Source organism: Ruegeria sp. C12 (genome assembly GCF_056537745.1).
This window is the reverse complement of the sequence record NZ_JBQFSA010000001.1, coordinates 556,901-575,491: the sequence shown is the minus strand read 5'-3', so window position 1 is coordinate 575,491 and position 18,591 is coordinate 556,901. Positions and strand designations below refer to the sequence as shown.

Here is an 18,591-nt window from a genome sequence, read left to right as displayed (position 1 = left end):
TTGGCGGGTTAGCCCGTCAGCTTTTCCAGCAGCCGTTTCATAAATGCGTGGCCTGCTTCGAACTGCGCGACCGAGATAAACTCGTTCGGCTGATGCGCCTGCGCGATGTCGCCGGGGCCGCAGATGACAGCGGAATAGCCTGCTTCCTGAAACTGACCCGCCTCGGTGCCATAGCTGACCACGTGGCCGGCATTGTCGCCGGTCAGGGCGCGGACCAGGACCTCGGCCTCCCCATCCTCTTCCGGCACCAGACCGGGGATCGAGAAGTTCTCGGACAGGTCGATCCGCGCCTCGGGGTGGACCGCCTGCATCCGTGCCTCGACCTCGCGCACCTGCTGGAAATACGCGTCGCGCCAATCGGCTTTTCGTTCGTCCGGGACAATGCGGAAGTCCATCATGAACCGGCAATCCTTGGCGGTAATGTTATGCGCCGTACCGCCTTCGATCATGCCCACATGCAGGGTCGACCATGGTGGGTTGAACACCGCAGCGGTATCGCTGGGCCTTGCCGCCTGATTACGTGCATTCTGATCATTTGCCCAATCGATCAGCGGCGCCGCCTGCATGATCGCATTGACGCCTGTGTGCATGATCGAGCTGTGGACCTCGAACCCTACCATATGCGTGTCATAGCCAAAACTGCCCTTGTGGCCTGTGACTGCCTGCATTGTCGAAGGCTCACCCACAATCACGGCAGAGCCTTTCGGCAGAACGCCCTGCATCGCCTCGATCATGGGCGGCGCGCCGGTGCAGCCAATCTCTTCGTCGAAACTCAGCGCCAGTTGCAGCGGGCGTTTAAGGTCTGCGTATTGGCCTTCGACCAAGGCCCAGATGGCCAGCGCATCAAACCCCTTCATATCGCAGGTGCCGCGCCCGAAATATTTGCCGTCTTCTTCGACAACGGTGAAAGGATCAGTGTCCCAGGGTTGCCCATCCACCGGCACCACATCCGTGTGGCCGGACAGGACCACAGCCCCCTCTTCCCACGGGCCGACATGGGCAAACACGGCCGCCTTGTGCGGCTGGTCCGGATCGGGCCAGCGATGAGGTTCAATCCCATGTTCCCGCAGATAGCTTTCGACCCAATCGACCAGCGGCAGGTTGGTGTCACGGCTTACAGTCGGGAACGAGATCAGCTTGGTCATGATCTCAAGCGGCGTCAGGCGCTGTGCCATGGATCCTAGTACCCGCTATCCGTCGTCAGGATGAAATGGCCCGGTTCGACCTCATGATAGACCGAGGGTTCAGGCGTGTAGTCGATTGGATGAATTGGCGACGGGATCGGTTTGAAATTCAGGTCTTTTTCCGATTTCCGCTGGTTTGGATCGGCAATCGGAACCGCCTTCATCAGCGCCTGCGTATAGGGGTGCTGAGGGTTCTCGAACACCCGCGCGCGCGGCCCAAGCTCGACGATCCGGCCCAGATACATGACGCCGACATGGTGACTGACCCGCTCGACCACGGCCATGTCGTGGCTGATGAACAGGTATGACAGGCTGAGTTCGGATTGCAGTTCCATCATCAGGTTCAGCACCTGCGCCTGCACCGACACGTCCAGCGCCGAGACCGCCTCATCCGCGATGATCAGCTTGGGGTTCAGGGCCAGTGCGCGGGCAATCGCGATCCGCTGGCGCTGACCCCCCGACATCTCGTGCGGGAAGCGGCGCATGAAGCTGCGCGGCAGTTGTACCTTGTCGAACAATTGCGCCACGCGGTCCTGCAGTTCCGACCCGGTAGCAACACCGTAGTTGCGCATCGGTTCGGCCACCTGATCGACCAGTTGCATCTGCGGGTTCAGCGAGGCGAACGGGTCCTGAAAGATCATCTGCATGTCCAGCCGCGCCTTGCGCAGGCCGCCGGGGTCCAGTTTCATGATATCGACGCCATCCAGATCGATCTCGCCCGCCATCGGCTCAACCAGACGCAGGATCGACCTCCCGGCCGAGGACTTGCCGCAGCCTGATTCGCCCACAAGACTTAGCGTTTGGCCGCGATTCAACGTAAAGGACACATCTTCGACCGCGTGAACGTTCGAAATCGTGCGGCGCAGCAACCCGCCTTTGACCGGGAACCGCGTGGTCAGGTTCTTGACCGTCAGCAGCACCTCTTCGGTGCCGGGAATCGGGGCGATGGTCTGGCCTTCTACCCCCAGCAATTTCATCGGCTCGGGCGCGGATTTCCCTTGCATTTCCCCAAGCTTGGGCACCGCAGCCAACAGCGCCTTGGTGTAATCATGCTGCGGGTTTTCGAAGATTTCCTTGACGGTGCCTTCCTCGACCTTGTTGCCACGGAACATAACCACCACGCGGTCGGCCATCTGTGCCACCACAGCCATGTCATGGGTGATAAACATCACCGCCGTGCCGGTTTCCCGCTTCAACCGGTCCATCAGGGCCAGAATCTCGGCCTGAATCGTCACATCCAGCGCCGTGGTCGGTTCGTCCGCGATCAAAAGCCGGGGCTCACACGCCATTGCCATCGCAATCACAACGCGCTGCCGCATTCCGCCGGACAGTTCATGCGGATATTGCTTCAAACGGCGTTCCGGCTCGGGAATCCGCACCTGACGCAGCAGTTCAAGGGCGCGTTCTTCGGCCTGAGTCTTGGACATATTCTTGTGGATGCGCAGACCTTCGGTCAGTTGTCGGCCCACGGTGAAAACCGGATTCAGGGCTGTCATCGGCTCCTGAAAGATCATTCCGATCTCGTTGCCGCGAATCTGTTTCATCAGATCCTGATCGGCTTTGGACAGGTCCATTTCGTCCCCGTCACGGCGATCAAACAGCAATTCTCCGCCCGCGATTTCGCCGCCGCCAAACTCGACCAGCCGCATCAAAGACAGTGAAGAAACAGACTTTCCGGACCCGGATTCGCCAACGATACAAACGGTTTCGCCGGGCTTCACCTCGAACGAGACATCCTCGACGCCCACCACGGGGCCATCCTTGGTTTGGAACTCGACCCGAAGTTTTTTTATCTGGGCAATAGGTTGGTCCAGCACGTGCGCACTCCCCTTGGCAGGCTGATTTGTTCGAATGCCCGACGCTAAGGCGCTGAGGCGGGAAAAGTCAAACCCGTCGCAATTTTTCCCAACGGCAACCCTTGCTTTTTTCCAAAGTTCTGTTTCGATACCTCGCGTAACCGTGTTGGGGAGAATACGGCATCACAAAAATGCGAACTGATTTTGCGATATGAAATCAGCGTCTTACCCCCATTGCGGCAACGCCTAATCCGCAGGCCTTGCGGAGAAAATCGAGACACGCAAGTGTCCAACATGGAGTGTATGATGAAAATCAAAGCCCTTTTGCTTGGTGCGATCGCAAGCACGGCGATGGCCCCAATGGCCTTTGCCGAGCGCGGCTCGGACGGCAATGTAAGCATCATCTATTGGCAAGCACCCTCGATCCTGAACCCGTTCCTGTCGGGCGGTACCAAGGATGTGGAATCAGCTTCGCTGGTGATCGAACCGCTGGCGCGCTACGACCAGGACGGCAACATGGTGCCCTTCCTGGCATCGGAAATTCCGACCGTCGAAAATGGTGGTGTCAGCGAGGATCTGACCTCGATCACATGGAAGATCGCACCGGGAATCACCTGGTCGGACGGCACTCCGTTCACTTCGGCAGACGTGAAATTCACTGCTGACTACTGCATGCACCCGGAAGGCGGTTGTGCTCAGGTCACCAAGTTCGAGGGCGTCACCTCGGTCGAAGCGGTGGATGATCTGACCGTCAAAGTCACTTTCGACAAACCGACCCCCTTCCCTTACGGCCCGTTCGTGGGCGGTGAAAGCCCGATCATTCAGGCCGCTCAGTTCGCAGACTGCCTGGGTGCGAAGGCCCCGGAATGCACCGACCAGAACTTTAACCCGATCGGAACCGGCCCGTTTGTCGTCACCGAGTTCAAGCCGAACGACGTGATCACATTCGCAGCCAATGACAACTATCGTGACCCGGCGAAACCGGCCTTCGCGACCGTGACCTTCAAGGGCGGCGGCGATGCAACGGCTGCCGGTCGTGCGGTCATGGAAACCGGCGAGTTCGATTACGCCTGGAACCTGCAGCTTGCGCCCGAAGTGATCGCGCAGATGCAAGAAGGCGGCAAGGGCACCCCGGTCGCAGGCTTTGGCCCGCTGGTCGAGCGTATCATGCTGAACCAGACCAACCCGTCACCCGACCTGCCCGAAGGTGAGCGTTCGACGGCTGCGCATCCGCACCCGTTCCTGCAGGACCCGGCCGTCTACAAGGCGCTGTCCATGGCAATCGACCGGCCGCTGCTGGTTGAGATCGGCTACGGTCAGGCGGGTAAAGTGACCTGTAACTGGGTTCCGGCCCCCGCTGCGTTCAATTCGACCTCGATGAGCTGCGACACGCAGGACATTGAAGGCGCGAAGAAGCTGCTGGATGATGCCGGTATCGTGGACAGCGACGGCGATGGCGTTCGTGAAAAAGACGGCGTTCCGCTGAAAATCGTCTATCAGACCTCGACCAACGCCGTCCGTCAGGACTTCCAGGCGCTGATCAAGGAATGGTGGAGCCAGATCGGTGTTGAAACCGAACTGCGCAACATCAACGCATCGGTCTTCTTCGGTGGTGATCCGGGTTCGCCCGACACGTTCCAGAAGTTCTACGCCGACGTTGAAATGTACGCCAACACCTTCAACGGCACCGACCCGCAGTCCTATCTGGGCAACGGCCTGTGCGACAAAGCTCCGCGTCCGGACACGCAGTGGCAGGGTGAGAACATCAGCCGCTTCTGCAACGAAGAGTTCGACAAGCTGCATGGTCAGCTGGCCGAAACCGCCGGTCTGGAGGCTCGTGCCGAGATCGCGAAGCAGCTGAACGATATCATGGTTCAGAACGGCGGCATGATCCCGCTGGTGCACCGTGGTCGTCTGTCGGCACATGCAAACACGCTGGGTGGCGTGGTCCTGAACGTTTGGGACAGCGAACTTTGGAATATCGCTGACTGGTACCGCAAGACCGGTTCCTAAGCGTTAGCCTTGCAAAGCCGCGCCCCGATCTTCGGGGCGCGGCCCTTTGCACACCACTCCAACAAGAAGACGCATATAAAGGCGCCTCTTAATGCTCAATTTTACCATCAGACGACTGGTGCTGGCCGTACCCACGCTGCTGTTCATCAGCCTCGTCATCTTCCTGCTCCTCGAACTCGCACCCGGCGACCCGATGGCGCAGGTTCCGCTTACCGTCCCCCCCGAAGTCAAAGAGAAGATGCGCGAGGCGCTTGGCCTTGGCCAGCCGATGCATATCAGGTTCTGGAAATGGATCGTGCAGTTCTTCTGGATCGAACCGCAGGTGCTGGTCGACCATATGTTCGGCACCACCTTCTCGGAAGGTGATCTGCGAGTGATTTCGTGGCAGACCCGCTCGCCCGTCATGGACATCGTCGTTCAGCGTATCCCGCAGACCCTGTGGGTTGTCGGCACCGCCTATGTGGTCGCCATCCTGATCGCCCTGCCCATCGGCATTTATTCCGCTTATCGCCAGTATTCGTGGTTCGACCAGATGGGCACCTTCGTGTCGATGGTCGGCTTCTCGGTCCCGCCGTTTTTCTCGGGCGTTCTGGTGATCGTGATCTTCTCGGTGCAACTGGGCTGGTTCCCGTCGATCTATGACACAACTCTTGTGGTCAACAGTTGGGACAGCTTCATGCTGCAGCTGAAACAGATGATCATGCCCGTCATGGTTCTGGCACTACAGATCACGGCACAGCTTAGCCGCTTCATGCGTGCGTCAATGCTGGACAACCTCAATCAGGATTACGTCCGCACCGCCCGTGCCAAGGGCCTCAGTGAATATACGGTCGTAATGGTGCATGTCCTGCGCAACTCGATGATCCCCGTGGTCACCGTGATCGCGCTGGGTATTCCGGCCATCTTCGGCGGCGCCATCATCACCGAGCAGGTGTTCAAGGTGAACGGCATCGGCCAATTGCTGATCGGGGCCATTCAGGCCAACGACCTGCCGATGGTGCAGACCCTGACCTTCATCTTTGCCGTGCTGATCGTTCTGTTCAACCTGATCGCAGACGTGCTCTACGGCATTCTGGACCCGAGGATTCGCTATGACTGATCATGATCGTACCGATACGCTGGTCCCGGATGAAGGCATTGCGCCAGCGTCCACCGCCCTGCCAACTGCAGGCGTGATGGACGACCTGACCACCCCGCCGCGCAGTCAGTGGCGCGACGTGTGGGATCAGTTCAAGACCCACAAGGGCGCGATGATCGGGGCGATGCTGTTCATCTTTATCGTCGCTGCCGTCTATCTTGGCCCCTATGTCTGGACCATCGATCCGACGCAGATCGACATTCGGGCGCGCAATCAGGGGCCAAGCTGGGCGCACCCGTTTGGCACTGACCAACTGGGCCGAGATATTCTGGCGCGGATGATGTCCGGCGGGCAGACCTCGGTCTCGGTGGGTATCACCGCGATGTTGCTGGCGCTGTTCCTGGGCTCGTTCATCGGCGTGGTCGCCGGGTTCTTCAAACGGCTCGACGGACCGCTGATGCGCCTGACCGATCTGTTCCTGGCCCTGCCCCTGCTGCCCCTGCTGCTGGTCATGATGCTGCTGTTCCGCGAGCCCTTGTCGGCGGCCTTCGGGCTGGAGCGTGGGATCTTCATCCTGATCGTCTGCGCCATCGGCATCACCTCATGGATGCCCACCGCACGGATCGTGCGGGGCGACGTGTTGGCGATCAAGGAACGTGAATTCGTTCTGGCCGCGCGTTCTATAGGCACCAGCAACACGCAGATCATCACGCGGCATATCCTGCCCAATGTGCTGTCCCCGATCATGGTGTCGGCCACTTTGGGCATTGCAACCGCGATCATCACCGAAAGCGCGTTGTCCTTCCTTGGGCTGGGCTTCCCGCCCGACTTCCCGACCTGGGGCCGCCTGCTGTTTGATGGTGTCGATTACCTGCAGCAATACCCCGAACGTGTGTTCTGGCCCGGCCTTGCGATCTCGCTCACCGTGCTCAGCGTCAACTACCTGGGCGACGGCCTGCGCGACGCGCTGGATCCGCGTATTCGCGGGCGTTAAGCGAACTCAGTCGGCGCGCCTTAGCGCGCCGGCACACACCACGATCAGAACGGCAAGCGGCAGCAATACGGCAAACGCCATCCGCAGCGTCAGCAACTCGGCCAGAAACCCGATCAGCGGCGGCCCGATCAACAGCCCCCCATAACCAAGCGTAGCAACACTGGCGATGGCCTGCCCCGGCGGTATCTGCGGATCATTGGCCGCCCGGCTGAACGCCAATGGCATGATCACCGCATAGCCCACACCCATCAAAGTAAAGCCCACCAGCGCCAAAGGCGCTGCCCCTGCCGAGACCACGCAGAACACACCCACCGCCGCAAAGACGCCACCGCCGCGCGCCGCCGCAACCGGCCCGACCCGCGCAATTAGGAAGCCTCCGGCCAGCCTGCACACCACCATCGCGACCGAGAAGACCGCATAGCCCAACGCCGCAACGCTCTCAGCCGCTCCGGTGACATCGCGCAGGAACAAGGCGCTCCAATCGGCGACTGCGCCTTCGCCCAATGCGCCGCAAAGCGCCGTGAAGCCAACAAGGATCAACACGCCGGACGGGAAGGCAAAAACCGCGCCATGCGATTGCTCTGCCCGGCGAGACGTCCACTGCACCCAGGACAGCGCCAAGGCCAAAGCCACGACGACAGCACCTGCGGCAAGAAAGTGCTGCAACACGTTCATCTGCAACTGAACCGCGGCATATCCGCTGATGGCCCCCAGCCCTGCCCCAAGGCTCCACATCGCGTGGAATGAGGACATGAGCGGTTTGTCAAAGGCCTGCTCGACCTCAGCCGCCCAGGCATTCATGGCCACGTCCATCGACCCGTGGAAGGCTCCAAACAGAAACAGAAAGGCGGCCAACATGGTGAAACTGTCCGACATCGCCAACAGGATCAGGGACCCGGTATAAAGAACGGCTATGATCCGAGTGATCGCGACCGCCCCGAACCGGTCGGTCAGCCGCCCGGTGATGGGAAAGGAACACACTGCCCCCGCCGCCATGAACAGCAGACCATAGCCCAAGTCTTCGTGGCTGAGTTGCAGATGGTCACGGACGGCAGGAATACGGGACGCCCAAATGCCAAACAGAGCACCGTTCAGAATGAACATCGCGGTCACAGCCCGCCATGCCGAAACAACACTGATCATTTGAACGCTCCGATTGGCTTTTCTGCCCGGCCACTACTACAAAGCCTAAGGGCTCGCGCAAGCGTCGTTCACTCCAACCGCTTGCGAATACGGCGCACCGCGAACCACACTGCCAGAATGACAGGCAAGGTTATCAGCGCGGTCAATGTGCCCTTGCTCAACCCCGCGGACGTCAGCGGGTACAACAGGTAACTGACCAGAGAGACCGCATAATAGCTGATCGCAACAACCGACAGCCCCTCGACCGTGTGCTGCAAACGCAGGGCCAGATCAGCGCGGCGATCCATGCTTTCCAGCAATGCCTGATTCTGCGCGCTGCGCTCTACATCCACCCGCGTTCGCAGAAGATCACCCGCCCGAATTGCCCTGTCCGACAAGGTCTGCAGCCGCTTTTCGGTGGATTTTACGGTTCGAATGGCCGGATCGTATCGGCGCATCATGAAGTCCGCAAAGCTCTGCCCACCCTGAAACCGTTCTTCCCGCAACACCTCGATGCGCTGGTTTACGATGGCTTCATAGGCACCGGTGGCCCCAAAGCGAAAGGCACAGCGGGCCGACAAGGTCTCCAACTCGGTTGAAGTTGTCAGAAGATCGGGCAGCAGATCGTCGGGATGTTTGCCGCCGTCGGTCATCTCGACCATCAGCTCGGACAACCGTTTGTCCAACTCACCAATGCGCGGCATCAGGGTTTTAACCCGCGCAAAGCCAAGCATCGACATGGCCTTGTAGGTCTCGATTTCGCACAGGCGCTGGATGACCCGCCCGGTGCGCCTGTTGCCGGTTCCGTCCGAGACAAACAGGGCAAAGCGCATATGCCCGGCCGGATCGATGCGAAAATCACTGGCGCAGATGGCCGCGCCATCCAGAACACCGGCAACGGCCAGACTCTCGGGTTCGAACCAATCCAGCAGATGGGCCCTGATCTGCGCGTCGTCCGGGCGCGATACAACGCGCATCAGAATTGAGGTCACCCTTTGGCCCGGGCTGGACATCAGCCAATCAGGCGGAAAGACCTCAAAATCGGCGGGATTGAACGCCCGGTCGCTCACGTTTGGCGTAATGGCCGTGTAGGTGACAAACTCGGTGTGCTGTTCCCATTTCAACCAATGGCGACCGATCTGGCCCGCGTAATGCGTTGCTGCGGGCTGCGGATGCGGTGCCCCGTGACGATCCAGAAGATCCGTCAAATGAGCGATATCGTCGCTCTTGTCCCGACCGGCTGCATCAACCGGCATTTTGATCGCAAGGAAGGCAACCGTGCAGGGCACCTGAGCAACCGGAAAGGGCCGCGCATGCAGCTCATTGGCCAGCGCATAGCGCAATGGGTGGTCCTGAATGGGTGTCATAGATCGCTCCGTACCGTGTCACGGACTATATGCGATCCAGCGAATACATCAATTCTCTTTTTATTTCATATACTTACATGAATGCAACGGCATACAAATCCGCTATCTCATTGATTTGGTTGCCACAGTTCAATCGGATTGCCTTCAGGGTCGTGAATTCGGGCGAACTTGCCCACCTCGCTGTCCCAGTCCGGGTTGGTTTCCACAGCGATCCCCGCCGCCTGAAGTTGTTCCGTCAGGGCTGCAAGATCATCGACCCGAAAATTGATCATCCATTGCTGCTCGGCCCTGCCGAAATACTCGGTGTCCTCAGCAAACGGAGCAAATACCGTATAGCCTTCACGCTGCTTCCAGGGGGCAGGGTCATAGTGGTTGACGCCCAGATGTGTCTCGTACCAGGCGCTCAGCGCTTTTGGGTCGCGCGCGCGGAAGAACACGCCACCGATGCCATTTACCTTTTCCATATCCGACCTCCTGCACAGTTTGGTTCCGACCCAGATTACCACATTCCGCCCGCTTCATCTGGCCACAAATATCCTTGGGGTTTTGGGGGCAAAGCCCCCGTTCAAACGCAAAAAAGGGCGCCGGTTTGGCGCCCTTTGCGTTTGGATTACGACCCGTTTGATCAGTCGATCATGGGCAGCAGCTTGTCCAGCGACTGTTTGGCGTCGCCATAGAACATGCGGGTGTTTTCCTTGAAGAACAGCGGGTTTTCGATGCCCGAATAGCCGGTGCCCTGACCACGTTTCGACACGAACACCTGTTTCGCTTTCCAGCATTCCAGAACCGGCATTCCGGCGATGGGGCTGTTGGGGTCTTCCTGTGCCGCAGGGTTCACGATGTCGTTCGAACCGATGACGATGGCCACATCCGTTTCCGGGAAGTCGTCATTGATCTCGTCCATCTCAAGCACGATGTCATAGGGCACCTTCGCCTCGGCCAGCAGCACGTTCATGTGGCCCGGCAGACGACCGGCAACGGGGTGGATCGCAAAACGCACCTCTTTGCCCTTGGCGCGCAGTTTGCGGACCAGCTCGCTGACCGACTGCTGCGCCTGCGCCACGGCCATGCCGTAGCCCGGGATGATGATCACGCTGTCGGCCTCGTTCAGCGCGGCTGCAACACCATCGGCGTCAATGGCCACTTGTTCGCCTTCAACGGCCATCTGCTCACCCTGCGGGCCACCAAAGCCGCCCAGGATCACGCTGACAAAGTGACGGTTCATCGCCTTGCACATGATGTAGGACAGGATCGCACCGGACGAGCCCACCAGCGCACCAACAACGATCAGCAGGTCGTTGCCCAGCGAGAAGCCGATCGCCGCAGCCGCCCAGCCCGAGTAGCTGTTCAGCATCGACACAACCACCGGCATGTCGGCCCCGCCGATGCCCATGATCAGGTGATAACCGATGAACAGCGCCGCCAGTGTCATCAGGATCAGCGGCAGCAGACCGCCCGACATAGTGTACCAGACCAGACAGATCAGCGACAGACCAGCAGCCGCCGCATTCAGCGCATGACCGCCGGGCAGCTTGGTCGCCGCCGAGGTCACCTTGCCCGCCAGCTTGCCATAGGCCACGACCGACCCGGTAAAGGTGATCGCACCGATGAAGATGCCCAGGAACAGTTCCACATGCAGGATTGCCAGCTCGGCCGAGGTTTTCTTGGCGATCAGCTTGGCAAATGCGCCCAGATCGCTCAGATCCGCCTGAGACGCGCTGTCCGCAATCGCCATGACCTGCGCCACATTGCCGATCTCGAAATGCGCGTTGAAGCCCACAAACACAGCCGCCAGACCCACCAGCGAGTGCATCGCGGCCACCAGCTGCGGCATCTCGGTCATCTGGACGCGCTGCGCCACATATTGACCGATCAGACCACCGCCCGCGATCAGCAGCAGCGACAGCAGCCACAGACCCGAACCGGGGCCAACCAGCGTGGCAAAGACCGCCAGCGCCATACCGACGATGCCATACCAGACCGCGCGCTTGGCGCTTTCCTGGTTCGACAGACCGCCAAGCGAAAGGATGAACAGAACAGCCGCAACAACATAGGCGGCAGTGGTGAAGCCAAATTCCATGTGCCCGGCCTCCTTAAGATTTCTGGAACATGGCGAGCATGCGCCGGGTTACGAGGAAGCCGCCGAAGATGTTGATCCCGGCCATGAAGACAGACAGCGCCGCCAGCAGAATGACCAGGAACGAGCCCGATCCGATCTGCATCAACGCCCCAACGATAATGATCGACGAGATCGCGTTGGTGATCGCCATCAGCGGTGTGTGCAGGCTGTGCGCGACGCCCCAGATCACCTGGAAGCCCACGAAGATGGCCAGCACAAAGACGATGAAGTGCTGCATGAAGCTGGCCGGAGCGATCAGCCCCACCAGCAGCATCAGCGCGCCGCCGACCCCCAGCAGGGTGAACTGCTGTTTGGTCTGCGCTTTGAAGGCCGCAATTTCCTGCGCCTTTTTCTCTTCCGGGGTCAGTTCCTTGACCTCGGGTTTCTTCTGCGCCGCAATCGCCTGCACTTTCGGCGGTGGCGGCGGGAAGGTGATCTCGCCTTCGTGCGTCACGGTTGCGCCGCGGATCACGTCATCTTCCATGTCGTGATTGATCTGGCCGTCCTTCTCAGGGGTCAGGTCAGACATCATGTGACGGATGTTCGTCGCATAAAGCGACGAGGACTGCGCCGCCATCCGACTGGGGAAGTCGGTATAGCCGATGATGGTCACGCCATTGTCGGTCACGATCTTCTCATCCGCCACGGTCAGCTTGCAGTTGCCGCCCTTTTCCGCCGCAAGGTCAACGATGACCGAGCCCGGCTTCATGCTTTCGACCATGTCCTTGGTCCAAAGCTCAGGCGCTTCGCGGTTCGGGATCAGCGCCGTGGTGATGACGATATCCATTTCTGGCGCCAACTCACGGAACTTGGCCAGCTGCGCGTTGCGGAATTCTTCCGACTGAACGCTGGCATAGCCGCCGGTGGCCGCGCCATCCTGCTGCTGTTCCTCAAAATCCAGATAGACGAACTCGGCGCCCATCGATTCGACCTGCTCGGCCACTTCGGGGCGCACGTCGAACGCATAGGTGATCGCACCCAGCGAGGTCGAGGTCCCGATCGCCGCCAGACCGGCCACACCGGCCCCCACGATCAGCACCTTGGCAGGCGGCACCTTACCCGCCGCCGTCACCTGACCGGTGAAGAACCGGCCAAAATTGTTACCCGCCTCGATTACCGCGCGATAACCCGCGATGTTCGCCATCGAGGACAGCGCGTCCATCTTCTGCGCGCGGCTGATCCGAGGCACCATCTCCATCGCGATCACATTCGCGCCCTTGGATTTGGCCAGCTCCATGCCTTCTTCGTTGCCCGCAGGATTGAAGAAGGAAATCAGGGTCTTGCCCTTGGTCAGACGCTTGAGTTCCGTCGCATTCGGCTGGCGCACCTTGGCAACAATGTCAGCCTCTTTCCACAGCGCCGCCGCGGTCTTCACAACCTCAACACCCGCCGCCTCATAAACCGCATCCGAAAACCCGGCCGCAGCCCCCGCACCCGTCTCAATCAGGCACGCATACCCCAGCTTCTGCAACTGAACCGCAGACTCAGGCGTCATCGCAACCCGATTCTCACCCTCATATATCTCTCTTGGTGTGCCTATTTTCACTGGCAATCTCCCGTGGTTCCAAGGCCGAGCAGGTCCTCGGTATTGATTGTTAAGAAAACGTGTATCTCGCGCAATTTTATTTCGCAAGCGCAGCATTTGTTACGTTGTGTCATTGCCGCCCCCTCCTAAACCCAGCGCCGTGTCTTGCGTTCGTAGCGGGCGAAATCAGCGCGAAAGGTGCGGCGCAGCCGGTCTTCTTCGGGCAGAATGAAGCGCCGCTCCAACACCCAGACAAAGATCGGGACAAGGGCAAGCGACACGACCGCGTCGAACCGCAGGATCAGCCCTGCCAAAATAAGAACGTCGCCCAGATAGATCGGGTTGCGGCTGCGCTTGTAGATGCCGGACTGCACCATCGCGCTGGGCGTTCCATGGGGGATGACGGTGGTCTGATGCCGCCGAAACTCGACAACGGCCAGGACCGCCAGAAGGATGCCGCCGCCGATCAGCACTCCGCTGATCAGATCGGTCAGCCCCCCGTCAAGCGACAGACCAAAGCTGAGGAACCGCGCCTGCAGCCAGGCCAACAGGACAAAACCCGCAAGCCAAACAGGGGGAACATCGATCCAGCGCATCGCAATCCTCGAAGATTGACGCCACGTAAGGGCACGTGTCGTTTCTGGGCGCTGTCCTATCGTTTTCAGGCCAAAATAGCAAAACCTCAGTATGTCGCATCAATGGACAGGGCGGCGGGGATCGTTTACGCCCAAGGTAACCCGCGACTTTGAAACGATAAAGTGAGCTGCCATGACTGATTTCGCCGCAACCAAGGCCATGTTCACGCTGCCAGATGGCATGGTGTATCTGGACGGGAACTCTTTGGGGCCTGTACCCAAAGGGGCGGCCGACCGGGTTCAGGCCATGATGTCCGACGAATGGGGCCAGATGCTGATCACGGGCTGGAACAAGGCCGGTTGGATGGGGATGCCGGTAGGTCTGGGCGACCGGATCGGGCGGCTGATCGGGGCCGAACCCGGCAGCGTTGTTGTCGGCGACACGTTATCGATCAAGGTTTATCAGGCGGTTGCCTCGGCTTTGGAACTGAACCCGGACCGCCGGGTTGTGCTGTCGGACAATGGCAACTTCCCGTCCGATCTGTATATGGCCGACGGGCTGTTGCGATCGCTCGGCGCGGACTACGAACTGCGCGTGGTTGAGCCCGAACAGGTGGCCGAAGCGATCACGGATGAGATCGCCGTTCTGATGCTGACCGAGGTCGATTACCGCACCGGGCGGATGCATGACATGAAAGCGCTGACCGACCAGGCCCATGCCAAAGGCGTGGTGACGGTTTGGGATCTGGCGCATTCGGCAGGTGCGATCCCGGTGGATCTGGCCGGGTGCAATGCCGATTTCGCCGTCGGCTGTACGTATAAATATCTCAACGGCGGACCGGGTGCTCCCGCCTTTATCTACGTCGCGCCGCGCCTTTCTGACCAGGTGCGCCCGGCCTTGTCCGGCTGGTTGGGCCACGAGGCTCCGTTTGCCTTTGATCTGGATTATCGCCCCGGCGCCGGGATCGAACGGATGCGGGTCGGGACCCCGCCAGTTATTCAGATGACCGCCCTGTCGGCAGCGATGGACATCTGGGACATGGCCGAGATGGCGGATGTTCGCACCAAGTCCATTGAACTGACCCAGCGCTTTATTACCCGCGTCGAGGCCACCTGCCCCGATCTGGAACTTGCCAGTCCCCGTGATCCGGCCCAGCGCGGCAGCCAGATCTCATTCCGGTTCTCCGACGGTTATGCCGCGATGCAGGCGCTTATTGCCCGTGGCGTGATCGGAGATTTCCGGGCCCCGGACATCATGCGCTTTGGGTTCACTCCGCTTTATATCGATGAAGGGGATGTGGATAGGGCCGTCGAAATTCTGGCGGATATCATGAGCAATCGGCTTTGGGACCGGCCCGAGTACAAGATCCGCCAGCGGGTTACCTGACCTCCAACCCGGCCCCGATCAACGCCGCCAACTGGGCAATGCGCTGTTCAAAATCCTGGGCACTGGATGAGGTCAGCTTGATGCCCTTCAGGCTTGCTGTAATGGTCGTGGCCGTCTCATGCGGCGCGGCGAAGATTTGCGCACGGCCTTCGGCTTGCATCCTGGTCAGCCACGCGGCGAAAAGATCGGTCAGATCGGCTTCACCCTGTTCGACTATGTCGGTCGACATGGATTTGGTCGTATCCAGCATTTCGACCCCATGGGGCGAGGCCAGAATAGCCGCCATACCATCCATTTGTGCCCTGACCGCTGACGCAAGAATATCCGAAACCGATCCTTCGCCCGCCAGAGCCTTGGCCACGGCGGCAATCTTTTCTGCGTAATGCAGTTGCGTCAGCTCGCGAACAATCGCCTCTTTGTTCTTGTAGTGCAGATAGACAGCAGGGCGGGACATTCCAGCGCCGCGCGCTATGTCATCCATCGAGGTCTTGCGGAAGCCATAGCTGGAAAACGCCTGAAACGCCGAGTCCAGGATGGCCTTTTGCCGTCTGTCTTCACTTGAATCCTTCATTTCCGAAGCTCTGACAGTTTTCGTCTATTTTGTCAATTGACACACTGACACTTTTCACCAATTATGTCAGAAACTGCCACAGCGAGCGAGAGGTGTGCCATGGCGACCACCCTGAAAATCAACGGAACAGTGCATCAGGTTGACCTGCCTGATGACGTCCCCCTGCTTTGGGTTTTGCGGGACGAGGTCGGCCTGACCGGCACCAAATTCGGCTGCGGCGTCGCTGCCTGCGGGGCCTGCACGGTTCATATCGATGGCGAGGCTGTTCGATCCTGTCAGGTCGCCCTGTCGGATGTCTGGGGCGATGTGACCACGATCGAAGGCGTTGGCGCGCCCGAGGCGATGTCGGCGATCCAGCAGGCTTGGGTTGACCATCAGGTGGCGCAATGCGGCTATTGCCAGTCCGGGCAGATCATGCAGGCGGCGGCTTTGCTGGCCGAAAACCCCTCGCCCACGGACACTGACATTGACGAGGCGATGCAGGGCAACCTGTGCCGCTGTGGCACTTACCCCCGCATCCGCGCAGCGATCCACGACGCTGCTGGCAAGTTGAAGGAGGCGTAAGTTATGGGCAAAGTTGGAAAAATCCTGCGCCGCACCTTCCTGATCGGGTCTGCCGCTATTGTTGGCGGCGTGGCCTTTGGGGCCTATTACGTCACCCGGCCCGCCGCCAACCCGCTGAAACCCGGCGACGGCGAGGCCGCGCTGAACCCGTTCATCCTGATCGACCAGAACGGCGTGACGCTGTTTGCCCCCCGCGCCGAGATGGGACAGGGCGTACAAACCACCTGGGCCGCGTTGATTGCCGAGGAACTGGACGTCGATCTGGACCAGATCACCGTTCTGCACGGCCCCGCAGCGGCGGCCTATTACAACTCGGCCCTGATTGGCGAAGGTCTGCCCAACAAGGGCTACGATATCTCGAATTTCCAGCACAATCTGGGCGAGGCTCTGGGCGTTCTGGGCAGAACACTCAGCCTGCAGGTCACCGGCGGTTCGACCTCGATGAAGGACGGGTTCGAACGGATGCGGCAGGCCGGGGCATCGGCGCGTGAGACGCTGAAACGGGCTGCGGCGGATCGTCTGGGCGTTGATCCCTCGCAACTGCAAACCGCCTCGGGCCATGTGATCGCGCCGAATGGCGACAAGATTTCCTATACCGAGCTTGCGATGGACGCCGCTGGTTTGGAACCGGTCGAGGTGTCCCTGCGCGATCCGTCCGAATGGCGTTATCTGGGTCAGACCCAGCCACGTCTGGATATGGTGGAAAAGGCCACCGGCACCGCTGAATTCGGCGTCGATGTGCGCCTGCCCGGCATGAAATTCGCCGCCGTTCGTATGAACCCCAAACTGGGCGGAGCGATGAACGGCTTTGATGACAGCACCGCAAAATCCATGCCCGGCGTCGAACAGATCGTCGATCTGGGCACCGGCGTTGCGGTCATTGCCAACAACACCTGGCTCGCCAATCAGGCGGTCGAGGCCATCGAGGTCGACTGGGGCGACGCCCCTTACCCACCCGACACCGATGGCATTTTCGCCAAGATCGCCGAAGCCTTTGACGACTCGCCAAACTCGACCATGCGCGACGACGGCGATGTCAGCGTCACGCCCGAAGGCGCAACCGAGATCACGGCGGAATACCAGCTGCCCTACCTCGCCCACGCGACGATGGAGCCGATGAACGCCACTGCGCTTTACACCGGAGACGCGCTGGAGCTGTGGTGCGGCAATCAGGCCCCGACCCTGATCCAGTTCCGCGTCGCCAACACCGCCGGACTAGAGACCGAGCAGGTGCAGATTCACACCACCTATCTGGGCGGCGGATTCGGTCGGCGCGGAGAGCTGGACTTTGGCGAGATCGCCACCAAGGTTGCCATGGCCATGCCCGGAACCCCGGTGCAAACCACCTGGAGCCGCGAAGAAGACATGCGCCACGACTATTTCCGCCCCGGCGCCATCGCCCGGATGCGGGGCGCGGTTCAGGACGGCAAGGCAGTTCTGATCGACGGTCAAGTGGCGGCACAATCCTGCACGCAGCAGGCGGTCGGGCGCTACACCGGCCTTCCCGGCGCGGGTCCGGACAAGGTGCTGGTCGAAGGGTTCTTTAACCAGCCCTACGCCGTTCCGAACTATCGCATGAGCGGCCATATCGCCGATCTGAATGTCCCCGTTGGCTTCTGGCGCTCGGTCGGGAACAGCCACAACGGGTTTTTTCATGAAACCTTCATGGACGAACTGGCCCACGCCGCTGGCCGCGATCCGCTGGAATTCCGGCTGGAGTTGATGAAGGGCGAACATGCACCCTCGGCCGGTTGCCTGGAAGCAGTGAAAGAAATGTCCGGCTGGACGGGTCAAACACCCAACGGCGTCGGGCGCGGCGTGGCCTTTACGTACAGCTTCGGAACACCTGTGGCTCAGGTCATCGAAGTGGTCGACGAAGACGGCACCATCCGCATCAACAAAGCGTGGATCGCCTGCGACATGGGGCTGGCGCTGGACCCGGAAAACGTCAAGGCCCAGTTGTTTGGCGGCATGATGTATGGCCTGTCGGCGGCCTGTTACGGCGAGATCACCTTTGCCGAAGGCGAGGTCGAGCAGTACAACTTCCCCGACTACGACGCGATCCGCATGCACACAGCCCCGCAGGTCGAGGTGCGCGTGCTGGAAACCAACCGTCATATGGGCGGCGCGGGCGAGCCCGGCACGCCGCCTTCAATGCCAGCACTAGGCAACGCACTGTTCGACCTGACCGGCGAACGCGCCCGCACCCTGCCGTTGATGAAGCAGTTCAATCTGCTGATCTGAGCGAACACCCCGGTCCTGTCCGTACTGGGCCGGGGATCAATCTGCCCTCGAC

At 60.3% G+C, this 18,591-nt stretch carries 15 protein-coding genes; 6 read left to right on the top strand and 9 right to left on the bottom strand.

What is annotated here, in order from left to right; all coding sequences use genetic code 11:
• Positions 1-8: 8 nt before the first annotated feature.
• Positions 9-1,175 carry an acetylornithine deacetylase gene (gene argE, locus ACR0C9_RS02655; protein ID WP_480780327.1) on the bottom strand — a complete coding sequence of 389 codons (1,167 nt, stop codon included), beginning with the start codon at positions 1,173-1,175 and terminating at the stop codon, positions 9-11.
• Positions 1,176-1,180: 5 nt separating this feature from the next.
• Positions 1,181-3,001: an ABC transporter ATP-binding protein gene (locus ACR0C9_RS02650; protein ID WP_170451991.1), complete on the bottom strand. Its 1,821-nt coding sequence runs from the start codon at positions 2,999-3,001 to the stop codon at positions 1,181-1,183.
• 285 nt (positions 3,002-3,286) lie between these two features.
• Here ACR0C9_RS02650 and ACR0C9_RS02645 point away from each other — a divergent pair, with 285 nt between their 5' ends.
• The 3 genes from ACR0C9_RS02645 to ACR0C9_RS02635 all read left to right on the top strand — a co-directional run bounded on the left by ACR0C9_RS02645 (position 3,287) and on the right by ACR0C9_RS02635 (position 7,065).
• Entirely contained in the window at positions 3,287-4,993 is a 1,707-nt protein-coding gene (locus ACR0C9_RS02645) for a peptide ABC transporter substrate-binding protein (protein ID WP_170451993.1), read from the top strand.
• 91 nt (positions 4,994-5,084) lie between these two features.
• Entirely contained in the window at positions 5,085-6,092 is a 1,008-nt protein-coding gene (locus ACR0C9_RS02640) for an ABC transporter permease (RefSeq protein WP_170523487.1), read from the top strand.
• Complete coding sequence (locus ACR0C9_RS02635) at positions 6,085-7,065, top strand: ABC transporter permease (RefSeq protein ID WP_170451997.1); 981 nt, start codon at positions 6,085-6,087, stop codon at positions 7,063-7,065. The genes ACR0C9_RS02640 and ACR0C9_RS02635 overlap by 8 nt, the downstream gene beginning before the upstream one ends.
• 6 nt (positions 7,066-7,071) lie before the next feature.
• Here ACR0C9_RS02635 and ACR0C9_RS02630 read toward each other — a convergent pair whose 3' ends face one another.
• The 6 genes from ACR0C9_RS02630 to ACR0C9_RS02605 all read right to left on the bottom strand — a co-directional run bounded on the left by ACR0C9_RS02630 (position 7,072) and on the right by ACR0C9_RS02605 (position 13,794).
• Positions 7,072-8,208 (bottom strand): MFS transporter, encoded by a 1,137-nt coding sequence (locus ACR0C9_RS02630; protein ID WP_480780326.1) that lies wholly within the window; start codon positions 8,206-8,208, stop codon positions 7,072-7,074.
• Between the two features lie 68 nt (positions 8,209-8,276).
• A complete protein-coding gene (locus tag ACR0C9_RS02625; RefSeq protein ID WP_170621341.1) occupies positions 8,277-9,554 on the bottom strand; it encodes a DUF3422 domain-containing protein in 1,278 nt (425 codons plus the stop codon).
• A gap of 107 nt (positions 9,555-9,661) precedes the next feature.
• Positions 9,662-10,018 carry a VOC family protein gene (locus ACR0C9_RS02620; protein ID WP_170621339.1) on the bottom strand — a complete coding sequence of 119 codons (357 nt, stop codon included), beginning with the start codon at positions 10,016-10,018 and terminating at the stop codon, positions 9,662-9,664.
• A gap of 161 nt (positions 10,019-10,179) precedes the next feature.
• Entirely contained in the window at positions 10,180-11,634 is a 1,455-nt protein-coding gene (locus ACR0C9_RS02615) for an NAD(P)(+) transhydrogenase (Re/Si-specific) subunit beta (protein ID WP_170622391.1), read from the bottom strand.
• A gap of 13 nt (positions 11,635-11,647) precedes the next feature.
• Entirely contained in the window at positions 11,648-13,219 is a 1,572-nt protein-coding gene (locus ACR0C9_RS02610; protein ID WP_480780325.1) for a Re/Si-specific NAD(P)(+) transhydrogenase subunit alpha, read from the bottom strand.
• Positions 13,220-13,344: 125 nt separating this feature from the next.
• A complete protein-coding gene (locus ACR0C9_RS02605) occupies positions 13,345-13,794 on the bottom strand; it encodes a methyltransferase family protein (protein WP_170452009.1) in 450 nt (149 codons plus the stop codon).
• Positions 13,795-13,966: 172 nt separating this feature from the next.
• Between ACR0C9_RS02605 and kynU the strand changes: the two genes are divergently transcribed.
• Positions 13,967-15,160, top strand: coding sequence for a kynureninase (gene kynU, locus ACR0C9_RS02600; RefSeq protein WP_170523462.1), 1,194 nt, complete (start codon positions 13,967-13,969; stop codon positions 15,158-15,160).
• Here kynU and ACR0C9_RS02595 read toward each other — a convergent pair.
• Positions 15,153-15,731, bottom strand: coding sequence for a TetR/AcrR family transcriptional regulator (locus tag ACR0C9_RS02595; RefSeq protein WP_480780324.1), 579 nt, complete (start codon positions 15,729-15,731; stop codon positions 15,153-15,155). The genes kynU and ACR0C9_RS02595 overlap by 8 nt on opposite strands.
• 99 nt (positions 15,732-15,830) lie before the next feature.
• Between ACR0C9_RS02595 and ACR0C9_RS02590 the strand changes: the two genes are divergently transcribed.
• Positions 15,831-16,295, top strand: a complete 465-nt coding sequence (locus tag ACR0C9_RS02590) for a (2Fe-2S)-binding protein (protein WP_480780323.1) — start codon at positions 15,831-15,833, stop codon at positions 16,293-16,295.
• 3 nt (positions 16,296-16,298) lie between these two features.
• A complete protein-coding gene (locus ACR0C9_RS02585; protein ID WP_480780322.1) occupies positions 16,299-18,539 on the top strand; it encodes a xanthine dehydrogenase family protein molybdopterin-binding subunit in 2,241 nt (746 codons plus the stop codon).
• Positions 18,540-18,591: the final 52 nt, after the last annotated feature.

Excerpts from the sequence above, each read along its gene's own strand:
- ACR0C9_RS02645 (WP_170451993.1), top strand. The coding sequence starts at position 3,287 with ATGAAAATCAAAGCCCTTTTGCTTGGTGCGATCGCAAGCACGGCGATG.
- ACR0C9_RS02625 (WP_170621341.1), bottom strand. The coding sequence starts at position 9,554 with ATGACACCCATTCAGGACCACCCATTGCGCTATGCGCTGGCCAATGAG.
- kynU (WP_170523462.1), top strand. The coding sequence starts at position 13,967 with ATGACTGATTTCGCCGCAACCAAGGCCATGTTCACGCTGCCAGATGGC.
- ACR0C9_RS02640 (WP_170523487.1), top strand. The coding sequence starts at position 5,085 with ATGCTCAATTTTACCATCAGACGACTGGTGCTGGCCGTACCCACGCTG.
- ACR0C9_RS02615 (WP_170622391.1), bottom strand. The coding sequence starts at position 11,634 with ATGGAATTTGGCTTCACCACTGCCGCCTATGTTGTTGCGGCTGTTCTG.
- ACR0C9_RS02590 (WP_480780323.1), top strand. The coding sequence starts at position 15,831 with ATGGCGACCACCCTGAAAATCAACGGAACAGTGCATCAGGTTGACCTG.
- ACR0C9_RS02605 (WP_170452009.1), bottom strand. The coding sequence starts at position 13,794 with ATGCGCTGGATCGATGTTCCCCCTGTTTGGCTTGCGGGTTTTGTCCTG.
- ACR0C9_RS02620 (WP_170621339.1), bottom strand. The coding sequence starts at position 10,018 with ATGGAAAAGGTAAATGGCATCGGTGGCGTGTTCTTCCGCGCGCGCGAC.
- ACR0C9_RS02635 (WP_170451997.1), top strand. The coding sequence starts at position 6,085 with ATGACTGATCATGATCGTACCGATACGCTGGTCCCGGATGAAGGCATT.
- ACR0C9_RS02595 (WP_480780324.1), bottom strand. The coding sequence starts at position 15,731 with ATGAAGGATTCAAGTGAAGACAGACGGCAAAAGGCCATCCTGGACTCG.
- argE (WP_480780327.1), bottom strand. The coding sequence starts at position 1,175 with ATGGCACAGCGCCTGACGCCGCTTGAGATCATGACCAAGCTGATCTCG.
- ACR0C9_RS02630 (WP_480780326.1), bottom strand. The coding sequence starts at position 8,208 with ATGATCAGTGTTGTTTCGGCATGGCGGGCTGTGACCGCGATGTTCATT.
- ACR0C9_RS02585 (WP_480780322.1), top strand. The coding sequence starts at position 16,299 with ATGGGCAAAGTTGGAAAAATCCTGCGCCGCACCTTCCTGATCGGGTCT.